The sequence below is a fragment of the Arthrobacter sp. W4I7 genome (assembly GCF_030816215.1).
GTDB classification, from domain to species: Bacteria; Actinomycetota; Actinomycetes; order Actinomycetales; family Micrococcaceae; genus Arthrobacter; species Arthrobacter siccitolerans_A.
The window spans coordinates 1,732,830-1,752,740 of sequence record NZ_JAUSXU010000001.1 but is presented as its reverse complement, the minus strand read 5'-3'; the positions used below and the strand labels follow the sequence as shown (position 1 = coordinate 1,752,740).

The window sequence follows — 19,911 nt, the reverse complement described above, 5'->3', positions numbered from 1 at the left end:
GGAGTTGACGTGGGAAGGTTCGCTGCCGCGGCAAGAGTCAGAGCGGAGGGCGGCGGGTGCTCCGAGTCACCGTGAATTTGGGATTCTGGCCTTTCACGGCAGTAGGGCCGACGTGACGTTCGAGGGCCGGGAGGTAGGCGAGGTGGCGGTTGAAGACGGTCCAGAGCTCACCGCCGGGAGCCAGAACGCGGCCCGCTGCTTCGATGAGCTTCAGGCCCGCTCCGGCATGGACGCCCGCACCCACATGGAACGGCGGATTCAAGAGGATCAGGTCAGCGCTGCCGTCCGCCAGCGTGGCCATGGCATCGTCCTGGAGGACGCCGACCTGCCCGGCCAGGCCGTTCGCGGCGGCCGTCGCCTGAGCTGACGCCACCGCTGCGGCTGACTGGTCCGTGGCAGTGACGGTTGCGCCGGGATGCTGCCGGGCATACATGGCGGCAAGGATGCCGGTGCCGCAGCCAAGGTCCACGGCGTGCTGTGCGCTGCGCATGGCGGGCAGGAACGTCAGCAGGAACCGGGTGCCGATGTCCAGCCGCGGGCCCGCGAACACGGCACCGTGGGCGGCTACGTCGAGGTCAATTTCGGCGAGGTGTTCGACGACGGGAAAACGCTTCGGCCCGCCGGTTCCGTGCGGACCGGCAGCCACGATCACGCGCGATTTCTGCCGGGCCAGCTGGGGCGCAACGGAGCTGAAATGGCGTTCCAGGACCGCGTTCATTCCCAGGGACATGTGCTTCACCCGGCCGCCGGCCAGGAGCACCACGTCCGGCCGCGCGTGCCGCGCCACAGCCTCGGCGACCTGGTCCAACTCCGCAAGGGTCTTGGGTAGTTGAAGCAGGACAGTGTCCGCGCCGTCGAGCAGTTCCGGGCCGAGGGAAAACTGGGAGAAGCCTGCTTCCGCGGCATCGCCGCCAAGCACCTCGGCAGCGTTCAGGCGCAGCGCCTGTTCCCCGGTGATGAGGTCCTGGTGCACCCGCACCGTCCCGGGGCTCAACATCGCAAGGGCACCAAGGGTCAGGGCGCCGTAGCGGTCACCGATGACCGTCAAGCTGCTTCCGGGCTGGATCCGTTCGGCCGCAGTCTCGAGCAGCAGGCGGTCCGTTGCGTCCCAGGCCTGCAGGTTGGGTGCTTCCACGTCCGGCCTGCGCCGAAGCTCCCGGAGGACGTCGTCAAGACTCTTTACTGCCACCTGGTTCCTGCCGCCTTCTCCTGTTTGCAATCCACCGTCCGGGCTCCGGACGGTCAGCCCCAATTTACCGTCTTAGCAGGGCGGATACCGGGCAGTTTCAGGATCGCCGATACAGCCGCGCGTCCGGCTCGGTTGGCGCCGATGGTGGACGACGACGGGCCGTAGCCCACCAGGTGCACGCGCGGCTCGCCTGCCACCTGCGTTCCGTCCATCACGATTCCCCCGCCCGGGCCACGAAGGTGCAGCGGGGCGAGGTGTTCAAGTTCGGCCCGAAAGCCGGTGGCCCACAAAATCACCTGTGCTGCGAGGTGGCCGCCGTCCGCCAGCCTGACGCCGTCGGGTTCGATGGACGTGAACATGGGCTGCCGGTTGAGGGCTCCCCGCGCCGCGGCCGCCCGAAGTGAAGGTGTCCAGATCAGGCCCGTCACGGACACCACACTCTGCGGCGGCAGGCCCTGGCGCACCCGCTCCTCCACCAGTGCCACGGCGTCGTGCCCGGCCTTCGCATCGAACTCGGCGTCCCGCCACACCGGCTCCCGCCGGGTGAACCAGCTGGTGGTAGTGACGAGGGAAATTTCGTCCAGGAGGCCGACGGCGGAAATCCCGCCGCCCACCACAATCACATGCTTGCCTACAAATTCTTCGGCGGAAACATAATCCGCCACATGCAGTTGCCTGCCCCGGAACGTGTTCTGCCCTGGATAGATCGGCCAGAACGGCCGGGTCCAGGTGCCGGTGGCATTGATCACCGCCGCAGTGCTCCATTCCCCGCTGGACGTGCTGACCAGCAGCCTCCCTGCAGGATCCTCGTCTTCGGGGCTGACGGACCGGACCTTGACCGGGCGCCGGACCAGCAGGCCCATCTCTTCCTCATAATCGCGGAAATAGCGGGTGAGGAACTCCGAGCTGGGTTCCCTGGGGTCCACGGAGGGCTTGGCAATGCCGGGAAGATCGCTGATGCCGTTGACCGTTGCCATCCGGAGGCTCTTCCACCGGTGGCGCCACGCACCGCCCGGACCTTCCTCGGCGTCGAGCACTATGAAGTCCAGTCCGCGGCGCTGGAGGTGATACGCGGCCGAAAGCCCAGCCTGGCCCGCGCCAATAACAACAACGTCGACGCGGGGAGAATTCACCCACCCATGATAGTCGTGCGGGGTGTCCCTCCCTTAGGGTTGGCCAAAGGACACAGGGAGGACGGCCATGACCACGAAAAACGGGAATGCAGATCGGCTCGCAAAAGCACTGGCCATTGTGCTGGGCACCAAGGAAATCCCCCTCCGGCTCCGGGCGTGGGACGGTTCCGAAGCGGGACCCGAAGGGGCGCCTGTGCTGGAATTCCGTTCGCGGCGGGCTTTGCGGCGGATCCTGTGGTCTCCCGGCCAGCTTGGCCTCAGCCGCGCCTACGTCTCCGGTGACATCGATTCCCCCGGGGACATCTTTGCTGCCTTTACGGCCCTGAGTTCCGTCGGCAAGTTTGCCGAACCCGGGCCGTTCAAGCCCCTCACCGCGGGTGGGCTCTGGACTCTGCTGCGCACGGCGGTGCGGCTGGGAGCGCTGGGCCTAAACCCTGCTCCCCCGCCTGAGGAAGCGCGGGTTGCAAGGAAGGGCCGCGTCCACTCGCGGCGCCGTGATTCGGCTGCCATCTCTCACCACTACGATGTGGGCAACGACTTCTATTCGCTGGTGCTGGGGCCGTCCATGGTGTATTCCTGCGCTGTATGGCCCGAAGCAGCGTCTGTGGAGGCGGCGTCCCTGGAGGCAGCGGAAGGGCAGGAGCCGTCGGGTACCCGCCTGGCCGGGGGTTTGGACGCCGCACAGGAAGCCAAACTGGACCTGGTGTGCCGCAAGCTGGGGCTCAAACCGGGCATGCGGGTGCTGGACGTCGGCTGCGGCTGGGGCAGCTTCGCCCTGCATGCCGCGGGCAACTACGGCGTCACGGTGGTGGGTGTGACGCTGTCCAGTGAGCAGGCCATCCTGGCACGCAAGCGAGCAGCGGATGCTGGCCTCACCGAGAGCGTGGACATCCGGGTGCAGGATTACCGGGATGTCCCAGACGGGCCTTTCGACGCCATCAGCTCCATCGGGATGTCAGAGCATGTGGGCCGGGCGGAGATGCCCCGGTATACGGCCGCCTTGTTCAACCTCCTGCGTCCCGGTGGCCGCCTGTTGAACCATGCCATTTCGTGGAACGCCGGCCCTACCGACCCCGACCCCGATTCCTTTATCCCCCGCTACGTTTTTCCTGACGGCGAAATGATCAGCCTTGGCGAAATGGCCGTCGCCCTGGAGTCCGCGGGATTCGAGATCCTGGATGTGGAGGCATTGCGCCGGCACTACGCGCTTACCCTCCGGGCATGGGTCAGCAGGCTGGAGGAACACTGGGACGAGGCCGTGAAGCTGACCAGCCTGGGCCGCGCGCGGGTATGGCGACTGTACATGGCGTCCAGTGCCTTGGGCTTCGAAAACGGGCTGACAGGGGTGAACCAGGTTTTGGTCCAGCGGCCCGGTGGAGACCAGCCGCCGCTGCGCCGGACACAGTGGTTCTGATTCAGGCGCCCGGCTTCCGGCCGGGCGCCCGTCCATAAGGCTTGGCCGCCGGCTACGGTACAGGGGACGGTCCGCCGGGCTCCACGAATTTTTGCGTCCGCTCGATCTCCACAACTTTCGGATCGGTCTCGTCCGCGGCGTAGTCGGAGGGGCGGGTGGTGTCAGCACCCGTCGGGATCTTAAGGGCCCGCATCACTACGGTTAGGACGGCGGCGACGATCAGGTTGAGTGCGAACGCCGACACTGCAATGTAGACGCTGAAGTTGGTTCCCGGGATGGGGGCAACCGAGCCGCCGAAATGGGCGTGTGTGACGGGATTGATGACGTTGTACGCGGAAATGGTGCCAAAGATGATGCCCGCAGCCCAGCCGGTCAGCAGGGCCCAGCGATCGAACCACCGCGTGTACAGGCCCGCCACGACGGCCGGGAACGTCTGCAGGATCCAGATACCGCCCAACAGCTGCATGTTGATTGCGGTTGACTGGTCCATGGCGATCACGAAGATCAGCGCGCCGACCTTCACCACGAGCGAGACGATCTTGGAAACTTTCGCCTCAGTTTTGGGATCGGCGTCCGGCCGGATGAAATCGCGGTAGATGTTGCGGGTAAACATGTTGGCGGCCGCGATGGACATGATGGCCGCGGGTACCAGCGCCCCGATGGCGATGGCGGCCAGCGCGATTCCGGCGAACCAGGCCGGAAAGTGGTCCAAAAACAGCTGAGGAACCACGAGCTGGGGGTTGACGGAACCGTCAAGGTCGATCGGTTTGGTGCCGGCCTGGATGGCGACGAATCCCAGCAGGGCGAGAAACCCGAGCATCAGCGAGTAGAGCGGGAGGATCGCCGCATTACGGCGGATGGTGTTGCGCGCCTTCGATGCAAGCACCGCCGTCACCGAGTGCGGATACATAAAAAGGGCCATGGCTGAGCCCAGTGCCAGGGACCAATAGGCGGAGTAGTTGGCCTCTGCGGGGATAAAGACCCCAGCCGGTTTTCCCGTGGCCTGGTTGACCGTCCCCAGCTTGGCCTCTGCCGCGCCGAAGATGCTGTCCCAGCCGCCGAACTTGATGGGCAGGTAGATGACCGCCACGATGACGGACAGGTAGATGAGCAGGTCCTTGACCACTGCAATCATCGCAGGGGCGCGGAGACCCGACGTATAGGTGTAGGCGGCCAGAACGACGAAGGCGAGGATCAGTGGCAGGTCCGTCAGGAGGACATTCTCCGAACTGCCCAAGCCAAGTACTGTGAGCACGGCCTTGATACCCACCAACTGGAGCGCAATATACGGCATGGTGGCCACGATGCCGGTGACCGCAACCGATAGGGACAACCACCGGCTGCCGTAGCGTCCGCCCACAAAGTCTGCGGACGTCACATACCCGTGCCGGTGGGAGACCGACCACAGCCGGCTCATGATGATGAAGATGATGGGGTAAAGGACAATCGTGTAGGGCACGGCGAAGAAACCAGTGACAGCCCCGGTGGCCCACATCGCCGCCGGCACGGCTACGAACGTGTACGCCGTGTAGAGGTCACCGCCCAGCAGGAACCAAGTGATCCACGTCCCGAAGCCCCGCCCGCCCAGGCCCCATTCATCCAGGCTGTGCAGGCCTTCTTTGGCGTTCCGGCGCCACCTTGCGGCGAGGAAACCCATGATGGCTACGGCGACGAAAAGCAGCACCACAATAATCAGCGCTGTCCAGTTCACTTCACGGCCGTTCATTGCCGGTCACCTCCGTCAAGTGTGCTCGAGGGCGTGCCGTCCGGGGCAGAGCCTGTCCCCGGCGGCCCGCCCGTACGAGTGGCGGCACGCCGTCGTCGGTCCTCTTGGCTGATCAGCCAATAAGCTCCACCGGTCATACCCGCCGAAATCGGCACCCAGAGCAGCTGGTACCAGTAAAAGAACGGCAGCCCGGCCATGCGCGGGGCATCGAAGGAATACGTCTGCGGCATGAGCGGAAAGAGGATTGCCGCCGCCAGCAGGATGCCGGCGGCCACGTAGGGAGCCGGGCGTGCCGGCCCCCGGACGGCTGAGTCGCGGCTCAGCCGTGCACCGGGCGAAGAAGATGGATGGTTGGGGCCGTGGCCGGGACCATCTGATCGGGACATCAGGGACCTCCTCGTCAACCCGTCCCGTGCCTTCCGGTTTCGGATAGAGCGGCAGGTCAGCGGGACAATGAGTCCTCCACCAACAGTTTTACGCCAGTTTGACCTGCCCGGAAAGAGGGATAGTGTCCTCGGGAAACCAAAGTGGCGCGGACAGCAAAAAGGGAACCATCACAGGTGATGGTTCCCTTTACGGTGGAGCTGAGGGGACTCGAACCCCTGACCCCCTGCATGCCATGCAGGTGCGCTACCAGCTGCGCCACAGCCCCGGACTTTATTGCTTTGCGGTGTCCCGCCGAAGCAACCTGATCAGCTTAATGCACTTTCGCCCGGTGCGCCAATCGGCAGCCTTGGGCGCGTCTCCAGCCGCCGTCCTTTGCCTACGGCTTGGGACGGGACGGCGACAACCATAACTGAAAAAGCAGAAAATCCGCCGGAATCGAATGATTCCGGCGGATTATCGGTGGAGCTGAGGGGACTCGAACCCCTGACCCCCTGCATGCCATGCAGGTGCGCTACCAGCTGCGCCACAGCCCCGAATTATTGCTGCTCTGCGAGCTTTTTCTCCCGGGTTTCCCCGAAGCAACTCAAATATCTTAGAACAGCAATTCCGAAAATTCCAAATCGGGCATATTCCGTGCGGTTCCCGCGTGGTTACTCCGCGTCGGAGGCAGCGGGTGCCTTGGCCGAGGTGTCGTCGCCCAGCTGCAGGTCCACCACCGGGCAGTCCTTCCAGAGGCGCTCGAGGGCGTAGAAGACGCGGTCTTCTTCGTGCTGGACGTGGATGACGATGTCCGAGTAGTCCAGCAGGACCCAGCGGCCGCCGGAACGGCCTTCACGGCGTACCGGCCGCAGATCCTGCTTGGCGAGTTCTTCCTCGATGCCGTCGACGATGGCGTTGACCTGCCGCTCGCTGGGGGCTGAGGCAATGAGGAAAACGTCGGCCAGGGCAAGGCGTTCGCTCACGTCCAGGGCCACGATGTCCTGGGCAATCTTGTCCGCGGCCGCTTTGGCGGCGGCGCGGGCTGTGATGATGGATGATTCTGATGCAGTCACGGGACTCCTTGTTGGTTTAAAAGTGTGGGTGCCGGCCGGGCCGGTCAGTGGGACATGCCGCTGAAGATCAGGACGATGCCCGAGATGAGGGCCAGGATCCCGAAAGCCAGAACGCAGAACTGGAGGATCCGGTTGCGGTTGGCGCGGGCCAGGCCTGCTGTGGCCGCGTCGAGGGGATCGAGTCCATGAGCGGACCGAGCCGGGATGCGTGGCAGGCCCTCGAAGGCGTCCTCCGCGTTACTGCTGGCCACCGCTGCCGGTGGGAGCACAGGCTTTGGGCGGGCGGCCGCCCTGGCCGCGGCTTCGGCACGGGCAATGACCTGCGAACGCCCGGTTCCGCCATCGGGCTCCGCTGGCCGCGGACCGCCGGCGGGGCGCCGCTTCTTGGTGCCGGCCGCAGGAGGAATCTTGGTGCCGGGGCGCGTGGTTACCGGAACATGGGATGTTGCCGGCGGCTTCATCACCGGCCGGTCCACTCCGGGCACCTGGACGAATTCCAGCGGGGTGACCATGGCCAGGTTGCTGGCAGTCGAGGGGGCTGCCCGCTGATCCGCGGAAGCCCGCGCCTTCGGTTCCTGCTGGGAAGACTTCTGCCGGCCCGGTGCAGGCCGGCGGGGTACAGAGCTCTTGCCCGCGGGGGGATGTTTGCCCGGCGCTGGCTCCGGGGCAGGTACCGGTTCGTGGCCGGGTAGAGGTTCCTGCCCGGCTACGGGGACGCCGGTCTGCTCGGCCAGCTTCTGCTTGGCCATGGCGCGGCGGTTCAGCACTGCGGCACGTTCTGCCAGCGCAATCTGTTCCGCCAGGATCTCCGGGTCCACCGCTTCGGGATCGAGGGAAGCGATGTGCTGCATCTTGGCGATCTGGTTCTTGGCCTGCTCAGCGATCAGCGACCTCGCCGCCAGCGCCTGCTCAACGGTCATCCCTTCGGGAAGCGTGGAAGTCCGGGACGCCGCAGCCGGGGCCTGGGCACCCTTGGGCTCCTGCCCCGCGGGGGATTTTTCCTTGCCAGGACGGTTACCGGCCTCGTTCACCGGTGGAGCGGCGGGGGCGACGATGGGGGTAGCGGCGGTGAGCGCCTGCTCCTTGAGTTGCTGCAGGCGGAGCTGGCGCCGCGTGGGCGCACCTCCGCCGGCCAGCTGGCCCTCTTTTTCTTCCAACTCCTTGATGGTCCGCAAGGCCGCGCGGTCCCGGGCACGAATCTGTGAGGAACGCTGGGTGTGTGTCTGTTCAGGTGCCTGGGAAGTTGCCCCGGAGGCACCTGGGCCAGGCCGTTTTGTGGCAGGGGAAAGCTGCTCCGTGCCCGTGGACACGGATGGCTGTTGTGCATCCCTGGCCTTCCGGAGTTCCCGGCGGCTGCGGATAGGGGGCTGTTCCTGACTCATTGAGAACTCATTCAGTGCTGGCTGGTTCGCTTGCTTCGGAGGTTGGAGCCTTCGCGCCTGCCGGATCCTCCAGGTAAAGGCCGTACTTGGCGATGTACTGCACCACCCCGTCAGGAACGAGGTACCAGACGGGATTGTTCGCGGCCACGCGGGAACGGCAGTCCGTGGAGGAGATGGCCATCGCCGGCACCTCCAGCAGGCTGACATCCGTCCGGCCCATGCCATCCAGCACGTGCCCCGGCCTGGTGACGCCAACGAAATGGGCCAGTGACCACAGTTCGTCAATGTCCTTCCATGACAGGATCTGCGCCATGGCGTCTGCTCCGGTGATGAAGAACAGGTCCGCCTCCGGGCGCTGGGCGCGGAGGTCACGCAAAGTGTCAATGGTGTAGGTGGTCCCCGGACGGTCCACGTCAACCCTGCTCACTGTGAACCGGGGATTGGAGGCGGTGGCGATGACGGTCATCAGGTACCGGTGCTCCGCCTCAGTGACATGCTTGTGGGCCTTCTGCCACGGCTGCCCGGTGGGGACAAAGACCACCTCGTCCAGGTCGAACTCGGCAGCCACTTCACTGGCTGCCACGAGGTGGCCGTGATGGATGGGATCAAACGTCCCGCCCATCACGCCCAGACGCAGCCTGCCATTGGCACCGTTACGGTGCAGAGCGCGGGAAATGTTAGTGGCCCTGCCCGTGATCGTGCTTGTTCGGGTGCTGGCGGTGCGGATCCGCGTGCTCCTCCGTGGCAGAGTGGCGGTTGCCCAGGTTGTTGTAGGACAAGGTGATGAACATCAGCACCAGGAAAATGCCGAAAATGCTGACGCCAAAGACCCACGGCTCAGCCCACAGCGGCGCGAGCTGTTCATGTTCTCCGCCCTCGGCGACGGTTGTGGCAATCTGCTGGAACAGCATGTTCTCCCCTAGTGCTCAAAGGATTGTGGCAGCGGAAAGCTCCGCCGTTTCTGACTTCTGGTCTATGTTACCGCGTTGCTACCCGCGGACCTGGCCCTCGCCCTGCACGATCCACTTGGTAGTGGTGAGCTCGGTCAGGCCCATCGGGCCGCGGGCGTGCAGCTTCTGCGTGGAGATGCCCACCTCCGCACCAAGGCCCAGTTCCCCGCCGTCGGTGAACCGGGTGGAAGCGTTGACGATCACCGCAGCGGAGTCCACTTCGGCGATGAACCGCTCGGCATTGGACAGGTTGTTGGTCAGGATCGCTTCGGTGTGACCCGTGGTCCAGGTGCGGATATGCTGCACGGCTTCGTCGAGGCTGTCCACCATGGCAATGGCGAGGTCGAGGTCCATGTACTCGGTGGCCCAGTCCTCGTCCGTGGCCGGTTCCGACTCGATCGACGCGGGAAGGGCGGCACGGATGCGCTCGTCGGCGTGCAGCCGGACGCCCGCTTTGCTGAGGGCCGTGGCGACGGCGGGCAGCACCGTGGAGCCGGAGTGGACCAGCAGGGTTTCCACCGTGTTGCACACGCTGGGACGCTGGGTCTTGGCGTTCAGGAGGATCTCCACTGCCATGTCTTCGCTGGCGGACTCGTCAATGAAGATGTGCACGTTCCCCTCCCCCGTCTCGATGACGGGGACGGCGGAGTTGGTGACCACTGCCTGGATGAGGTCGCGGCCGCCGCGGGGAATGAGCACGTCCACCCTGCCGCGGGCGCGCATGAGGACGTTGGCACCGGCGCGCCCGTACTGGTCCACGGTCTGCACGGCGTCGGCAGGCAGGCCGACCGATTCCAGTGCCTCGCGCAGTACGCGCACCAGGACTTTATTGGTGGCCTCGGCGGCGCTGCCACCGCGCAGGATCACCGCGTTGCCACTCTTGAGGGCAAGTCCTGCGATATCCACCGTGACGTTGGGCCGTGCCTCATAGATGGCGGCAACCACACCCATGGGGACGTTGACCTGGCGCAGGCGCAGCCCGTTGGGAAGAGTCTGCCCGCGGACCACGTTGCCCACGGGATCAGGGAGGTTTGCCAGGTTCTCCAGGGCAGCGACAAGCCCGGCAAATCCGGGCCTCGGTCAGCGTGAGCCGGTCCAGCATTGCTGCGGAGGTGCCGTTGGCTTTGCCTGCCACGACATCATCGGCATTGGCAGCAAGAATGGCGGCCGTGTTGGCCTGGAGTGCAGCCCCCACCGCACGAAGGGCGCGGTCCTTCCAGGCACGGTTTGCCATGGCCATCCGCCTCGCCGCATGGCGGGAACGGTCGGCGATGGCGTGGACCGCTGCTTCGACATCACCGCTGCCGGAAACCGGAGCCTCGGCCGGGACCTCTGCTGCGGATGAACCGGCCGGCTGCACTGTGGAAGCAGCAGCGGTATCTCCGGAATTTTCGGCAGTCTTGTGGATCAGGGCCTCAGTCATGTTCCAAGTTTAGGCGAGCCCGGGGCTCAAACCAGCACCAGGTCATCTACGTGAACAACTTCACGGTCGTAGCCGCTGCCGAGGGCCTCGCCCAGGTCCCGGGTAGAGCGCCCCAGCATCTGCGGCAGTTCGGCAGACGAATAGTTCACGAGTCCCCGCGCGATGACGGTGCCGTCGGCACTTGCTATCTCCACGGCGTCGCCCGCTTCGAAATCACCGTGCACAGCGGAGATACCTGCCGGGAGCAGGGAGGTGCGGTGGTGCCGCACAGCCTTGACCGCGCCGTCGTCCAGGACCAGGCGGCCCTGCACGGATGCTACATGGGCCAGCCAGAGCAGCCGGACGGGCTTGCGCGCTCCGTTGACGGTGAACCAGGTGCCCACGTCCTCGCCGTTCAGGGCTGCGGCAGCGTTGGGCGTTGAGGTGACCAGCGCGTGGATTCCGGAGCCGGCGGCCATAGTGGCGGCCTCAACTTTGGTCTGCATGCCGCCGGTGCCCACGCCGGCTTTGCCGGTTTTGCCGATGGACACGCCTTCGAGGTCGTGGGGGCCTTCAACGAGCGGGATCCTCTTGGCGCCGAGGGACGGCGGTCCGTCGTACAGGGAGTCGACGTCGGACAGCAGCACCAGGGCATCGGCCCGCACCAGGTGGGCCACCAGGGCGGCGAGGCGGTCATTGTCCCCGAACCGGATTTCGTGCGTGGCCACGGTGTCGTTTTCGTTGACCACGGGAACCACGCCGAGGTTGAGCAGCCGGTCCAGGGCACGGAAGGCGTTGGTGTGCTGGCTGCGCCGCATCAGGTCCTCCGCTGTGAGCAGCACTTGGCTGACTGTCACTCCGTGCGCTCCGAAGGCCTGCGTGTAGCGGGCCATCAGCAGGCCCTGCCCCACGCTGGCCGCGGCCTGCTGGGTTGCGAGGTCGCGCGGGCGCTTGGCCAGGCCCAGGGGGGCCAGGCCGGCGGCGATGGCACCAGAGGACACGAGGATAATCTCCGTGCCGGTATTGCGCTTGGCTGCCAGTGCATCGGCGAGGGCAGTCAGCGACTCCTCGGAGATGCCGCCCTTGATGCTGGTCAGCGACGACGAACCGACCTTGACCACAATCCTGCCCGCGTTGGCGAGCAGGCTCCTGTCCACGGACCGGGGGAAGCGACTCCGCGGCTGCAGCCCTAGAACTCATTGTCTGCGTCCAGTCCACTCTCCTTGAGTGGCTTGGCAACCCGCCGCCTGCTCACGGACTCGGTCCAGATGCCGGCTTTGCGTTCTGCCTCAAGTTCGGCCCGCGCGGCGGCCTTGGCGTCCTTGCGTTCCTGCTGCTCTTCGCGCTTCTGGCCGCGGGTGGGGCGGTCGCCGATATCGGCGAAGCGGATGTCGGTACCGCGGGGCGACGCCAGGAGCTCGGCACCGGCCATCATGGTGGGCTCCCAGTCGAAGACCACGCCGTCGTCCCCGCCGATCACGACGGTGTCGCCGGGCTTTGCGCCCTGCTTGAACAGTTCGGTCTCGACGCCGAGCTTGGCGAGGCGGTCTGCCAGGTAGCCGATGGCCTCTTCGTTGGTGAAGTCCGTTTGCTTGACCCAGCGTTCCGGCTTTTCGCCGAGGACGCGGAACAGCGGCTCCAAGCCCTTCTCCTCGCGGCGGATCTTGAAGCCGGATTCGTTGACAGCACGCGGCCGCAGGACAGCCGGCTGGACCTTGGGCGGGGCTGTTGCCACGGCATCGCGCGCGGCCTTGACGATTCCGGCCATGGCGAAGCCGAGCTGGCGCAGGCCCTCGTGGCTGGTAGCTGAGACTTCGAACACCTGGTAGCCGCGGGATTCAAGCTCCGGACGCACGAAATCAGCCATGTCCTTACCGTCAGGCAGGTCCACCTTGTTCAAAGCCACGAGGCGCGGGCGGTGGTTCAGCGGAACCACATCGCCGTCCTGGCCGGCGTAACTCATGTCCACCGCATACTTTTCGAGCTCGGCCTCGATGACGGCCAGGTCCGAAAGGGGGTCGCGGTCCGATTCGAGGGTGCCGCAGTCCAGGACGTGGACCAGCGCGGCGCAGCGCTCCACGTGGCGCAGGAAGTGGTGGCCCAGACCCTTGCCCTCGCTGGCGCCTTCGATGAGGCCGGGGACGTCGGCGATGGTGAAGCGCACATCGCCCGCCTGGACGACGCCCAGGTTGGGAACGAGCGTGGTGAACGGGTAGTCGGCGATTTTAGGCCGGGCGGCAGACATGGCAGCGATAAGGCTGGACTTGCCGGCGGACGGGAAGCCCACCAGGGCGATGTCCGCGATGGACTTGAGCTCGAGGACGATGTCGCTGGATTCGCCTTCGATCCCGAGCAGGGCGAAACCGGGGGCGCGCCGTTTCTGCGACGAAAGGGCAGCATTGCCCAGGCCGCCGATGCCGCCGGCCGCGGCCACGTACTGGGCGCCTTCGCCTACGAGGTCCGCGAGGACTGTGCCGTCCTTGGACTTGACGACTGTGCCGTCCGGGACGGGGAGGATGAGCGTCTCGCCGTTCTTGCCGCCGCGCCAGTCACCCATGCCGGGCCCACCGTTGGTGGCGTGGCGGTGGGGTGCGTGGTGGTAGTCGAGGAGGGTGGTGGTCTGGTGGTCCACGCGCAGGATCACGTCGCCGCCGTTGCCGCCGTCGCCGCCGTCGGGACCGCCCAGTGGCTTGAACTTCTCACGGTGGACGGAGACGCACCCGTTGCCGCCGTTACCGCCGGATACGTGCAGTACTACCCGGTCTACAAAGCTGGCCACGTGGATCTCCTCAATGCTGTTTCCTGGACGCCGCCAGGCGCCAAGAAGATTGTAATGCGGTTAAAAGAACAGTGGAGCGGACCAACTGGCCCGCTCCACCGCTTCAGAACTATTGGTTACTCTGCAGCTGCAGCAGCAACGATGTTGACGACGCGACGACCGCGGCGGGTACCGAATTCAACGGCTCCCGGGGTCAGTGCGAACAGGGTGTCGTCGCCGCCACGGCCAACGCCGGCGCCCGGGTGGAAGTGGGTGCCGCGCTGGCGGACGATGATCTCGCCTGCGGAAACTACCTGGCCGCCGAAGCGCTTGACGCCGAGGTACTGAGCGTTGGAATCACGACCGTTGCGAGTGGAGCTCGCGCCCTTTTTATGTGCCATCTGAAATGCCTGCCTCTAAATTCTGGGGAATCTGCTGAAAAACCTGAACAGTAACGAAGGTTACTGGATACCGGTGATCTTGACCTTGGTCAGTTCCTGACGGTGACCCTGGCGCTTCTTGTAACCGGTCTTGTTCTTGAACTTCTGGATGACAATCTTCGGACCACGGAGGTCGTTCAGGATCTCAGCCGTAACGGTTACCTTGGCCAGGTCAGCAGCGGCTGTGGTGACCTTGTCACCGTCAACCAGGAGCAGTGCGGGCAGCTGAATGGTGCTGCCAGCTCCACCGGCGACGCGGTTCAGGGTAACGAAGTCTCCGACGGAAACCTTCTCTTGCCGGCCGCCTGCGCGGACAATCGCGTACACCACTTGGGAACTCACTTCTCTCGACGTTTATAACTAAATTTGCGTGCGGAACCGACTATCAAAAGCCTGGTTTCTCGCTGTGCCTCAACGCCGTGGGGTCATAACCCAAGTGTTGGCGTAAGCACCGAAGATCCAGAATACGCTAATTTTGTCTTCGGCCGCAAATGAGGCTGGTTCCCGGCGGTTTGCTGTGATAGGTACCACAGCCCAGGTCCGGCGTCCGCACCCTGCCCCACCATAGTACCGGTCCGCCCGCCGGCAACTGCTCAGGAGTGCAGGCGCGGCGCGTCGAAGAAGTCCACTTCAAGGCGGCAGGACTGCTTGAACGCGGTGATCATGGCCTCCCGGTCCGCGGCCGAGGCCTTGCGCCCCGCCTCATCCACGATGGCAATTGCCTGCCGGGTGGCAGCGGCAAAGTCCTCGTCGGCGTACGTGCGCAGCCAGGCGGCGTACGGGTGCCCGGCAGGTTCGCCGGCGGCCAGGAACTGGGCGTGCAGCGTGGCGCCCACCTCTGCGTAAAGCCAGAAGCAGGGCAGGACGGCGGCCGCCAGGACCGCGTAGCTGCCCGACGCCGATGCTGCAGTGAGGTGGTCGACGTAGGACTTTGTTACCGGGCCGAGCTGGGGCTGGATGGAACGGGTGCTCAGCCAGGAGCGGTGCAGTTCGGACTCGACTTCCAGGCACTGACTGGCTGAGCCTGCCCAGAAGAGCTGTTCAGCCTCCGTTGGCGCCAAGGCACTGGCCCGCGCCAGCACGCGGGAATATCCGTTCAGGTAGATGGCGTCCTGCGCGAGGTAATACGCGAACTCCTTCTCCTCCAGGCTGCCGGAAGCCAGGCCGCGGATGAAGTCCAGGGCGTAGATGTCATCCAGGTCCTTGCGGGCGTCGGTCCAGAGCCGTGCGGCGAAGCTCCCTTCGGACAGAAGTGGCTGCAGGTGGTGGAAGTGGTGGACCGGGCCGTTGCCGCTGCCCACCTCCAACGTTCCGGACGCTTCCAGGGCGCCGGCCAACCACGGTTTGACTTCGCGGAGCGAGCCCTCCCAGTCCCCCAGCCGCGCCTGGGCAGCTGCCATCGCGGAGGACAGCGAACAGCCGGTGCCGTGGCTGTTGCGGGTAGCCACCCGCTCCCCCTGCAGCACTACCACTTCCCCGGACAGCAGGCCCGCGGTGTTGACCAGGGCGTCCGGGCATTCGTTGCCGTCCAGGTGTCCGCCTTTGACCAGCACGGTAGCCCCAGTGGCCGCGGAGAGGGCGCGGCCCTGCTCCAGGGCGCCGGCCCAGCTCCGCTGGACTTCGCCGCCAACCAGCATTGCGAGCTCAGCCAGGTTGGGGGTGATGAGGTGCGCCAGCGGCAGGAGTGCCTGCAGCGCGGCTTCGGCGGACTCCTGCAGCAGCCGGTCGCCGCTGGTGGCAACCATTACGGGGTCCAGGACCACGACGGCGGGACGAACCTTGCGGAGCCAGTCCCCCACCACCTCGATCACCTCCGCGCTGCCGAGCATTCCGATCTTGACGGCATCGATGCCGATGTCGTCGCTGACGGCGTCAAGCTGCGCGGCCAGGAACCCGGCAGGTGGTACGTGCACGGACCGGACGCCCTGGGTGTTCTGGGCAGTGAGGGCCGTGATGACGGCCATCCCGTAGCCGCCGAAGGCCGCGATGCTTTTGAGGTCGGCTTGGATGCCGGCGCCGCCGGAGGGATCGGAACCGGCAATGGAAAGCACCCGGGGTATCGGGCGGCCCGGCGCGGCGGGCAGAAAAAAGGTTGCCGGAGCCGGTGACGGTGTGGCAGTGGGCATTGCAAGAGTCGCAGACAAGAGACATCCCTTCGCCGGTGCTAGCCGGACAGGTTCAACGGGTGTGGATCTCAGCCGGCTCTCTGCGCGGCACCCCGTGTCGGTTCCCCAGCCTAGCTTTTTTTGACGACGGCAGGCAGAAGGTGACACAGTGCGACCGGCCGGGCTTTGAATTCTGCTGGCAGCCGGGACACCTTGAGCGCAGATACAGGAATGCCCGGCCGGCCACGGTTGGTGGCCCGCCGGGCATTCCTGGTGATAGTCAGCGTTACTTGACCCTTTAGAGCTCCGAGGCCGGAACTCCTACGCCCAGGATGATGGGCGCGTCGGCTGGCTTCGCAGCCGGCGTGCCGGCGCCTGTGTTTGCAGTGCCCGTGTTTCCGGTACTGGCAGGCTCGGGTGCCTTGGCCTGGTGGGAATGGCCCGTGCCGGCGGCAGCAACGTTCTCGTGCTGCTCGACGGCGGTTTCGTTGGCGGCACCCTGGGCACGGCTGGCACTGCGGTGGCGCCGGGGCCGCCGTTGCCGCGACTGCTCCAGCGTGTGGTCGCTGTAGTCCTTCTCGGGTGCTTCTACGCGCTGCTGGGCCGGCTGCGACTGCTGCACCGGCTGCGACTGCTGCACCGGCGTCGCCTGCTCCACCTGGGGCTTCAGCTCAGGTTCGGCCTGCGTTTCCGTTTCCGGCTGCGCTTCGGGTTCCGTTGCCGCCGGCTGGCCAAGGTGGGCGAAAGCCTCTGCAAGCCGGTCCAGGGTCAGGGCCGGCCGCGGCTGCTGCTCGTCCGCGTGCTCAACGAACGGCAACGCGACCTTCTCGCCGCCGAAGGTGAGCACGGCAGCCGGCCGGGTATCGGCGTCGGGCTTCTCCACGGCCTGTTGCCTGGCTGCGGCCACTTCATCGTCGTGCACGTGCGCTGCGTGCGCCGCTGCGGCGATGTTGGCCAGGGCAAGCCTGGTGGCTTCCGCTTTGGCGTGCCGCTCGGCGTCCGACGGGTCGGGGTGAACGGTGTGTACCTGGACGGCAGCAGCGGGCGCTGCTTCAGGCTGCTGGCCGTTGCGGCCGCGCCGCCGTTTGCGGTCGGGGCGGGCAGCGGACTGGTTGTTGTCCGGACGCAGGCTGTCGGGGCGGCTGCCTTCGCTGCGGACTTCCGGCCTGCTGTCGGAGCGCTGGACGTGGTGCTCGGCGGCCACGATGTTGGCCCGGCGGTGCTCCACGGGGTCGTCGTGGGTGACGATGCCGCGGCCCGCGCACGTTTCGCACTGCTCGCCAAACACTTCGAGCAGCCCGGTACCCATCCGCTTGCGCGTCATCTGCACCAGACCCAGCGAGGTCACTTCTGCCACCTGGTGCTTGGTGCGGTCACGGCCCAGGCATTCCACCATCCGGCGGAGTACCAGGTCGCGGTTGGATTCGAGCACCATGTCGATGAAGTCGATGACGATGATGCCGCCGATGTCGCGCAGCCGGAGCTGGCGGACCACTTCCTCGGCAGCCTCGAGGTTGTTCTTGGTCACCGTCTCTTCGAGGTTGCCGCCGCTGCCGGTGAACTTGCCCGTGTTGACGTCCACCACGGTCATGGCTTCGGTACGGTCGATCACCAGCGAACCGCCGGAAGGAAGGAAGACCTTGCGTTCCAGCGCCTTGTGGATCTGCTCGTCGATGCGCCAGGCCGTGAAGATGTCCTGGTCCTTGGTCCACTTCTCGAGGCGGCCCACCAGGTCCGGAGCCACGTACGTGACATAGGCCTCGATGGTGTCCCAGGCTTCCTCGCCGGAGACGATCAGCTTGGAAAAGTCCTCGTTGAAGACGTCGCGGACCACCTTGATGGTGAGGTCCGGCTCGCCGTAAAGCAGCTCCGGGGCAAGGATCTTGGTGGACTTCGACTGGCTCTCGATGCCCTCCCACTGCGCGCGCAGCCGGTTGATGTCGTGCGTCAGCTCTTCCTCGGAGGCGCCCTCTGCCGCAGTACGCACAATAACGCCGGCCTGCTCCGGAAGGCGGTCCTTCAGGATGCGCTTGAGGCGGTTGCGTTCGACGTCGGGCAGCTTGCGGGAGATGCCGGTCATGGAACCGCCGGGTACGTACACCAGGTAGCGGCCCGGCAGCGATATCTGGCTGGTCAGGCGGGCGCCCTTGTGGCCCACCGGGTCCTTGGTCACCTGGACCAGGACGGTATCGCCTGACTTCAGCGCGTTTTCAATCCGGCGCTGCTTGCCCTCGAGGTTAACGGCTTCCCAGTTCACTTCACCGGCGTACAGGACGGCGTTACGGCCGCGCCCGATGTCCACGAAGGCAGCTTCCATGGACGGCAGCACATTCTGGACCTTGCCCAGGTACACGTTGCCGATCAGGGAGTCCTGCTGCGTCTTCGATACAAAATGCTCGGCCAGGACACCGTCCTCGAGGACGGCGATCTGGATTCTGTCGTCGCGCTGGCGGACGATCATCTGCCGGTCCACTGATTCGCGGCGGGCCAGGAACTCCGCTTCGGTGATGACGGTGCGGCGGCGGCCGGTGTCGCGTGATTCGCGCCGGCGCTGCTTCTTCGCCTCCAGGCGGGTGGAACCCTTGACGCTGGTGACCCGGTTGCTGACGGCGGGTTCACTCACCGTGCGGGGTGCACGGACGCGGGTGACCGTGTTGGGCGGGTCGTCTTCTCCCCCGCCCGTCAGCTCAAGGTCCTGGTCGCCACGGCGGCGGCGACGACGACGACGGGACGTGACGCCGTCCTCCAGCTGCCCTGCGGTCTCCTCGTCGGCGTCGTCGGAGGCATCGGCGTCGGCCTCCTCGCTGCCTTCAAGATCGGCGTCCTCACCCTCGCCGGGGCGGTTCCGGTTACGGCGGCTGCGGCCCCGGCGCCTGCGGCGGCCGTTGGCGTCATCGGTGTCGCTGTCTTCGGTTTCATCCTCGCCTGCTTCCACGGCGGCGGCAGGTGCCGGGCGCACCACGGTGCTCAGGTCCGGGGCCTGGAACAGCACGGAGGTGGGGGAAGCGGGTTCCAGGAAGAGGGAGCCAAAGGGGCTGGAGGTTGCGGCAGGAGCCTGCTGCTTCGATGCTGCTTCCACGGGAGCGCCGGCAGCCGGCTGCGCCTGGGGAGCCTGCTCTGCGGGCGCTTCCGCGGCTGGTGCTTCTACGGCTGAAGCTTGTTCTGCTGCGGCGTCTTCTACTACGGCATCTTCTGCAGGTGCCTCTACTGCAGGTGCCTCGCCGGCCTCGCCGTCAGACGGGACAGGGGCCGCAGCAAGCGGTTCTGCAACTGCGGGTTCTGATGCCGTGGCGGGGACCGCTTCGGCTGCCACCGGCGCGGAGGCTTTGCGGGTGGCCACCCGGCGGCGGCGGACCGGCTTCGCCTCGGGCTCGACCTCCGGGGCGGCTTCCTCGGCCGGAAGCGCGGGAGTTTCCGGTGCACCATCCGCCGCCTGAACATCGGCGGAGGCCTGCGCTGCTTCCGGTGCTGCTTCCCCTGCAAATGCCGGCAGCGGCTGAGCGACGTCCTCCTTCTTGCGGGAGCGCGTGCGTCGGGCGGGAGCCTTGGCCTCCGGTGCGCCTGCTTCCTCGGCATCGGGGACGGGGATCAGGGCGTCATCGGCCTTGGGTACGGCTTTACGCCGGGTCCTGGTGGCTTTCTTCGGCGCGGCTTCAGCCTCCGTGGCCGGTACTTCATTAACGGTTGAAACTTGGTCATTATCCATATGTGGCAACACTCCTGCCCCTGACGTACCGCCACATCCGGCACCCATTGGGGCACATATTGTCAAAACCCGCAGGCGTTGACAGAAGTCAAATGGATACCCCCAGGTTCGCACCGGCAGTGGGGTGCGGCAGCCCGTGGGGGCCGGCAGGATGTTCTAAAAACCCGTTGTTCTACGTGCCACAACCAGGTGCCGCCCAATGGAGTCGCGGGAGACTGCCTCGGTGGAACCGATGCCTGCCCTGCTCATCATTGGCGGTCTTGGGAA

15 protein-coding genes, 2 tRNA genes, 1 pseudogene and 1 riboswitch are annotated in these 19,911 nt (G+C 66.1%); of the genes and pseudogenes, 1 reads left to right on the top strand and 17 read right to left on the bottom strand.

The features are described 5' to 3' along the window. Positions 1-37: 37 nt before the first annotated feature. Both QF047_RS08085 and QF047_RS08080 read right to left on the bottom strand, forming a co-directional pair. Positions 38-1,189 carry a class I SAM-dependent methyltransferase gene (locus tag QF047_RS08085; RefSeq protein ID WP_307275456.1) on the bottom strand — a complete coding sequence of 384 codons (1,152 nt, stop codon included), beginning with the start codon at positions 1,187-1,189 and terminating at the stop codon, positions 38-40. A gap of 53 nt (positions 1,190-1,242) precedes the next feature. Next, positions 1,243-2,322: an FAD-dependent oxidoreductase gene (locus QF047_RS08080; RefSeq protein ID WP_307275454.1), complete on the bottom strand. Its 1,080-nt coding sequence runs from the start codon at positions 2,320-2,322 to the stop codon at positions 1,243-1,245. A 67-nt stretch (positions 2,323-2,389) separates the two neighbouring features. On the opposite strand from QF047_RS08080, the gene QF047_RS08075 reads away from it, so the two are divergent. After that, positions 2,390-3,736, top strand: coding sequence for a class I SAM-dependent methyltransferase (locus tag QF047_RS08075; RefSeq protein ID WP_307275451.1), 1,347 nt, complete (start codon positions 2,390-2,392; stop codon positions 3,734-3,736). 52 nt (positions 3,737-3,788) lie between these two features. Here the strand turns inward: QF047_RS08075 and mctP are convergent, their stop codons facing one another. The 15 genes and pseudogenes from mctP to QF047_RS08000 form a co-directional block, all read right to left on the bottom strand. Then, the gene (gene mctP / locus QF047_RS08070) at positions 3,789-5,462 is read right to left on the bottom strand and encodes a monocarboxylate uptake permease MctP (protein WP_307275450.1); all 1,674 of its coding nucleotides are present in this window, start codon (positions 5,460-5,462) and stop codon (positions 3,789-3,791) included. Then, complete coding sequence (locus QF047_RS08065; RefSeq protein WP_307275447.1) at positions 5,459-5,848, bottom strand: DUF3311 domain-containing protein; 390 nt, start codon at positions 5,846-5,848, stop codon at positions 5,459-5,461. Before QF047_RS08065 ends, mctP begins: the two co-directional genes overlap by 4 nt. Positions 5,849-6,041: 193 nt before the next feature. Next, positions 6,042-6,114, bottom strand: a tRNA-Ala gene (locus tag QF047_RS08060). A gap of 195 nt (positions 6,115-6,309) precedes the next feature. Then, positions 6,310-6,382: transfer RNA gene (locus QF047_RS08055), tRNA-Ala, on the bottom strand. 117 nt (positions 6,383-6,499) lie between these two features. Beyond that, on the bottom strand, positions 6,500-6,901 hold the full coding sequence (gene rsfS / locus QF047_RS08050) for a ribosome silencing factor (protein WP_307275445.1): 402 nt from the start codon (positions 6,899-6,901) through the stop codon (positions 6,500-6,502). 44 nt (positions 6,902-6,945) lie between these two features. Beyond that, positions 6,946-8,283: a hypothetical protein gene (locus QF047_RS08045; RefSeq protein WP_307275442.1), complete on the bottom strand. Its 1,338-nt coding sequence runs from the start codon at positions 8,281-8,283 to the stop codon at positions 6,946-6,948. Positions 8,284-8,290: 7 nt separating this feature from the next. Continuing rightward, the gene (nadD, locus tag QF047_RS08040) at positions 8,291-8,905 is read right to left on the bottom strand and encodes a nicotinate-nucleotide adenylyltransferase (RefSeq protein WP_373427013.1); all 615 of its coding nucleotides are present in this window, start codon (positions 8,903-8,905) and stop codon (positions 8,291-8,293) included. A gap of 55 nt (positions 8,906-8,960) precedes the next feature. Beyond that, a complete protein-coding gene (locus QF047_RS08035; protein WP_306634008.1) occupies positions 8,961-9,194 on the bottom strand; it encodes a hypothetical protein in 234 nt (77 codons plus the stop codon). A gap of 78 nt (positions 9,195-9,272) precedes the next feature. Continuing rightward, positions 9,273-10,656 (bottom strand): annotated as a pseudogene (locus QF047_RS08030) (glutamate-5-semialdehyde dehydrogenase). Positions 10,657-10,682: 26 nt separating this feature from the next. Then, positions 10,683-11,792, bottom strand: a complete 1,110-nt coding sequence (proB, locus tag QF047_RS08025; protein ID WP_307275439.1) for a glutamate 5-kinase — start codon at positions 11,790-11,792, stop codon at positions 10,683-10,685. Between the two features lie 32 nt (positions 11,793-11,824). Continuing rightward, positions 11,825-13,414 carry a GTPase ObgE gene (gene obgE / locus QF047_RS08020; RefSeq protein WP_307275435.1) on the bottom strand — a complete coding sequence of 530 codons (1,590 nt, stop codon included), beginning with the start codon at positions 13,412-13,414 and terminating at the stop codon, positions 11,825-11,827. A gap of 116 nt (positions 13,415-13,530) precedes the next feature. Next, positions 13,531-13,794 carry a 50S ribosomal protein L27 gene (gene rpmA, locus QF047_RS08015; RefSeq protein WP_009372867.1) on the bottom strand — a complete coding sequence of 88 codons (264 nt, stop codon included), beginning with the start codon at positions 13,792-13,794 and terminating at the stop codon, positions 13,531-13,533. 60 nt (positions 13,795-13,854) lie between these two features. Beyond that, complete coding sequence (rplU, locus tag QF047_RS08010) at positions 13,855-14,163, bottom strand: 50S ribosomal protein L21 (RefSeq protein ID WP_306639081.1); 309 nt, start codon at positions 14,161-14,163, stop codon at positions 13,855-13,857. A gap of 263 nt (positions 14,164-14,426) precedes the next feature. Further along, on the bottom strand, positions 14,427-15,959 hold the full coding sequence (thiD, locus tag QF047_RS08005) for a bifunctional hydroxymethylpyrimidine kinase/phosphomethylpyrimidine kinase (protein WP_307275432.1): 1,533 nt from the start codon (positions 15,957-15,959) through the stop codon (positions 14,427-14,429). Positions 15,960-15,966: 7 nt separating this feature from the next. Next, a riboswitch (TPP riboswitch) is annotated at positions 15,967-16,064 on the bottom strand. Between the two features lie 172 nt (positions 16,065-16,236). Continuing rightward, positions 16,237-19,644 (bottom strand): ribonuclease E/G, encoded by a 3,408-nt coding sequence (locus QF047_RS08000; RefSeq protein ID WP_307275429.1) that lies wholly within the window; start codon positions 19,642-19,644, stop codon positions 16,237-16,239. Between the last annotated feature and the right edge of the window lie 267 nt (positions 19,645-19,911).

Excerpts from the sequence above, each read along its gene's own strand:
- QF047_RS08075 (WP_307275451.1), top strand. The coding sequence starts at position 2,390 with ATGACCACGAAAAACGGGAATGCAGATCGGCTCGCAAAAGCACTGGCC.
- mctP (WP_307275450.1), bottom strand. The coding sequence starts at position 5,462 with ATGAACGGCCGTGAAGTGAACTGGACAGCGCTGATTATTGTGGTGCTG.
- QF047_RS08065 (WP_307275447.1), bottom strand. The coding sequence starts at position 5,848 with ATGTCCCGATCAGATGGTCCCGGCCACGGCCCCAACCATCCATCTTCT.
- QF047_RS08045 (WP_307275442.1), bottom strand. The coding sequence starts at position 8,283 with ATGAGTCAGGAACAGCCCCCTATCCGCAGCCGCCGGGAACTCCGGAAG.
- nadD (WP_373427013.1), bottom strand. The coding sequence starts at position 8,905 with ATGGGCGGGACGTTTGATCCCATCCATCACGGCCACCTCGTGGCAGCC.
- QF047_RS08035 (WP_306634008.1), bottom strand. The coding sequence starts at position 9,194 with ATGCTGTTCCAGCAGATTGCCACAACCGTCGCCGAGGGCGGAGAACAT.
- rpmA (WP_009372867.1), bottom strand. The coding sequence starts at position 13,794 with ATGGCACATAAAAAGGGCGCGAGCTCCACTCGCAACGGTCGTGATTCC.
- thiD (WP_307275432.1), bottom strand. The coding sequence starts at position 15,959 with ATGCCCACTGCCACACCGTCACCGGCTCCGGCAACCTTTTTTCTGCCC.
- QF047_RS08000 (WP_307275429.1), bottom strand. The coding sequence starts at position 19,644 with ATGGATAATGACCAAGTTTCAACCGTTAATGAAGTACCGGCCACGGAG.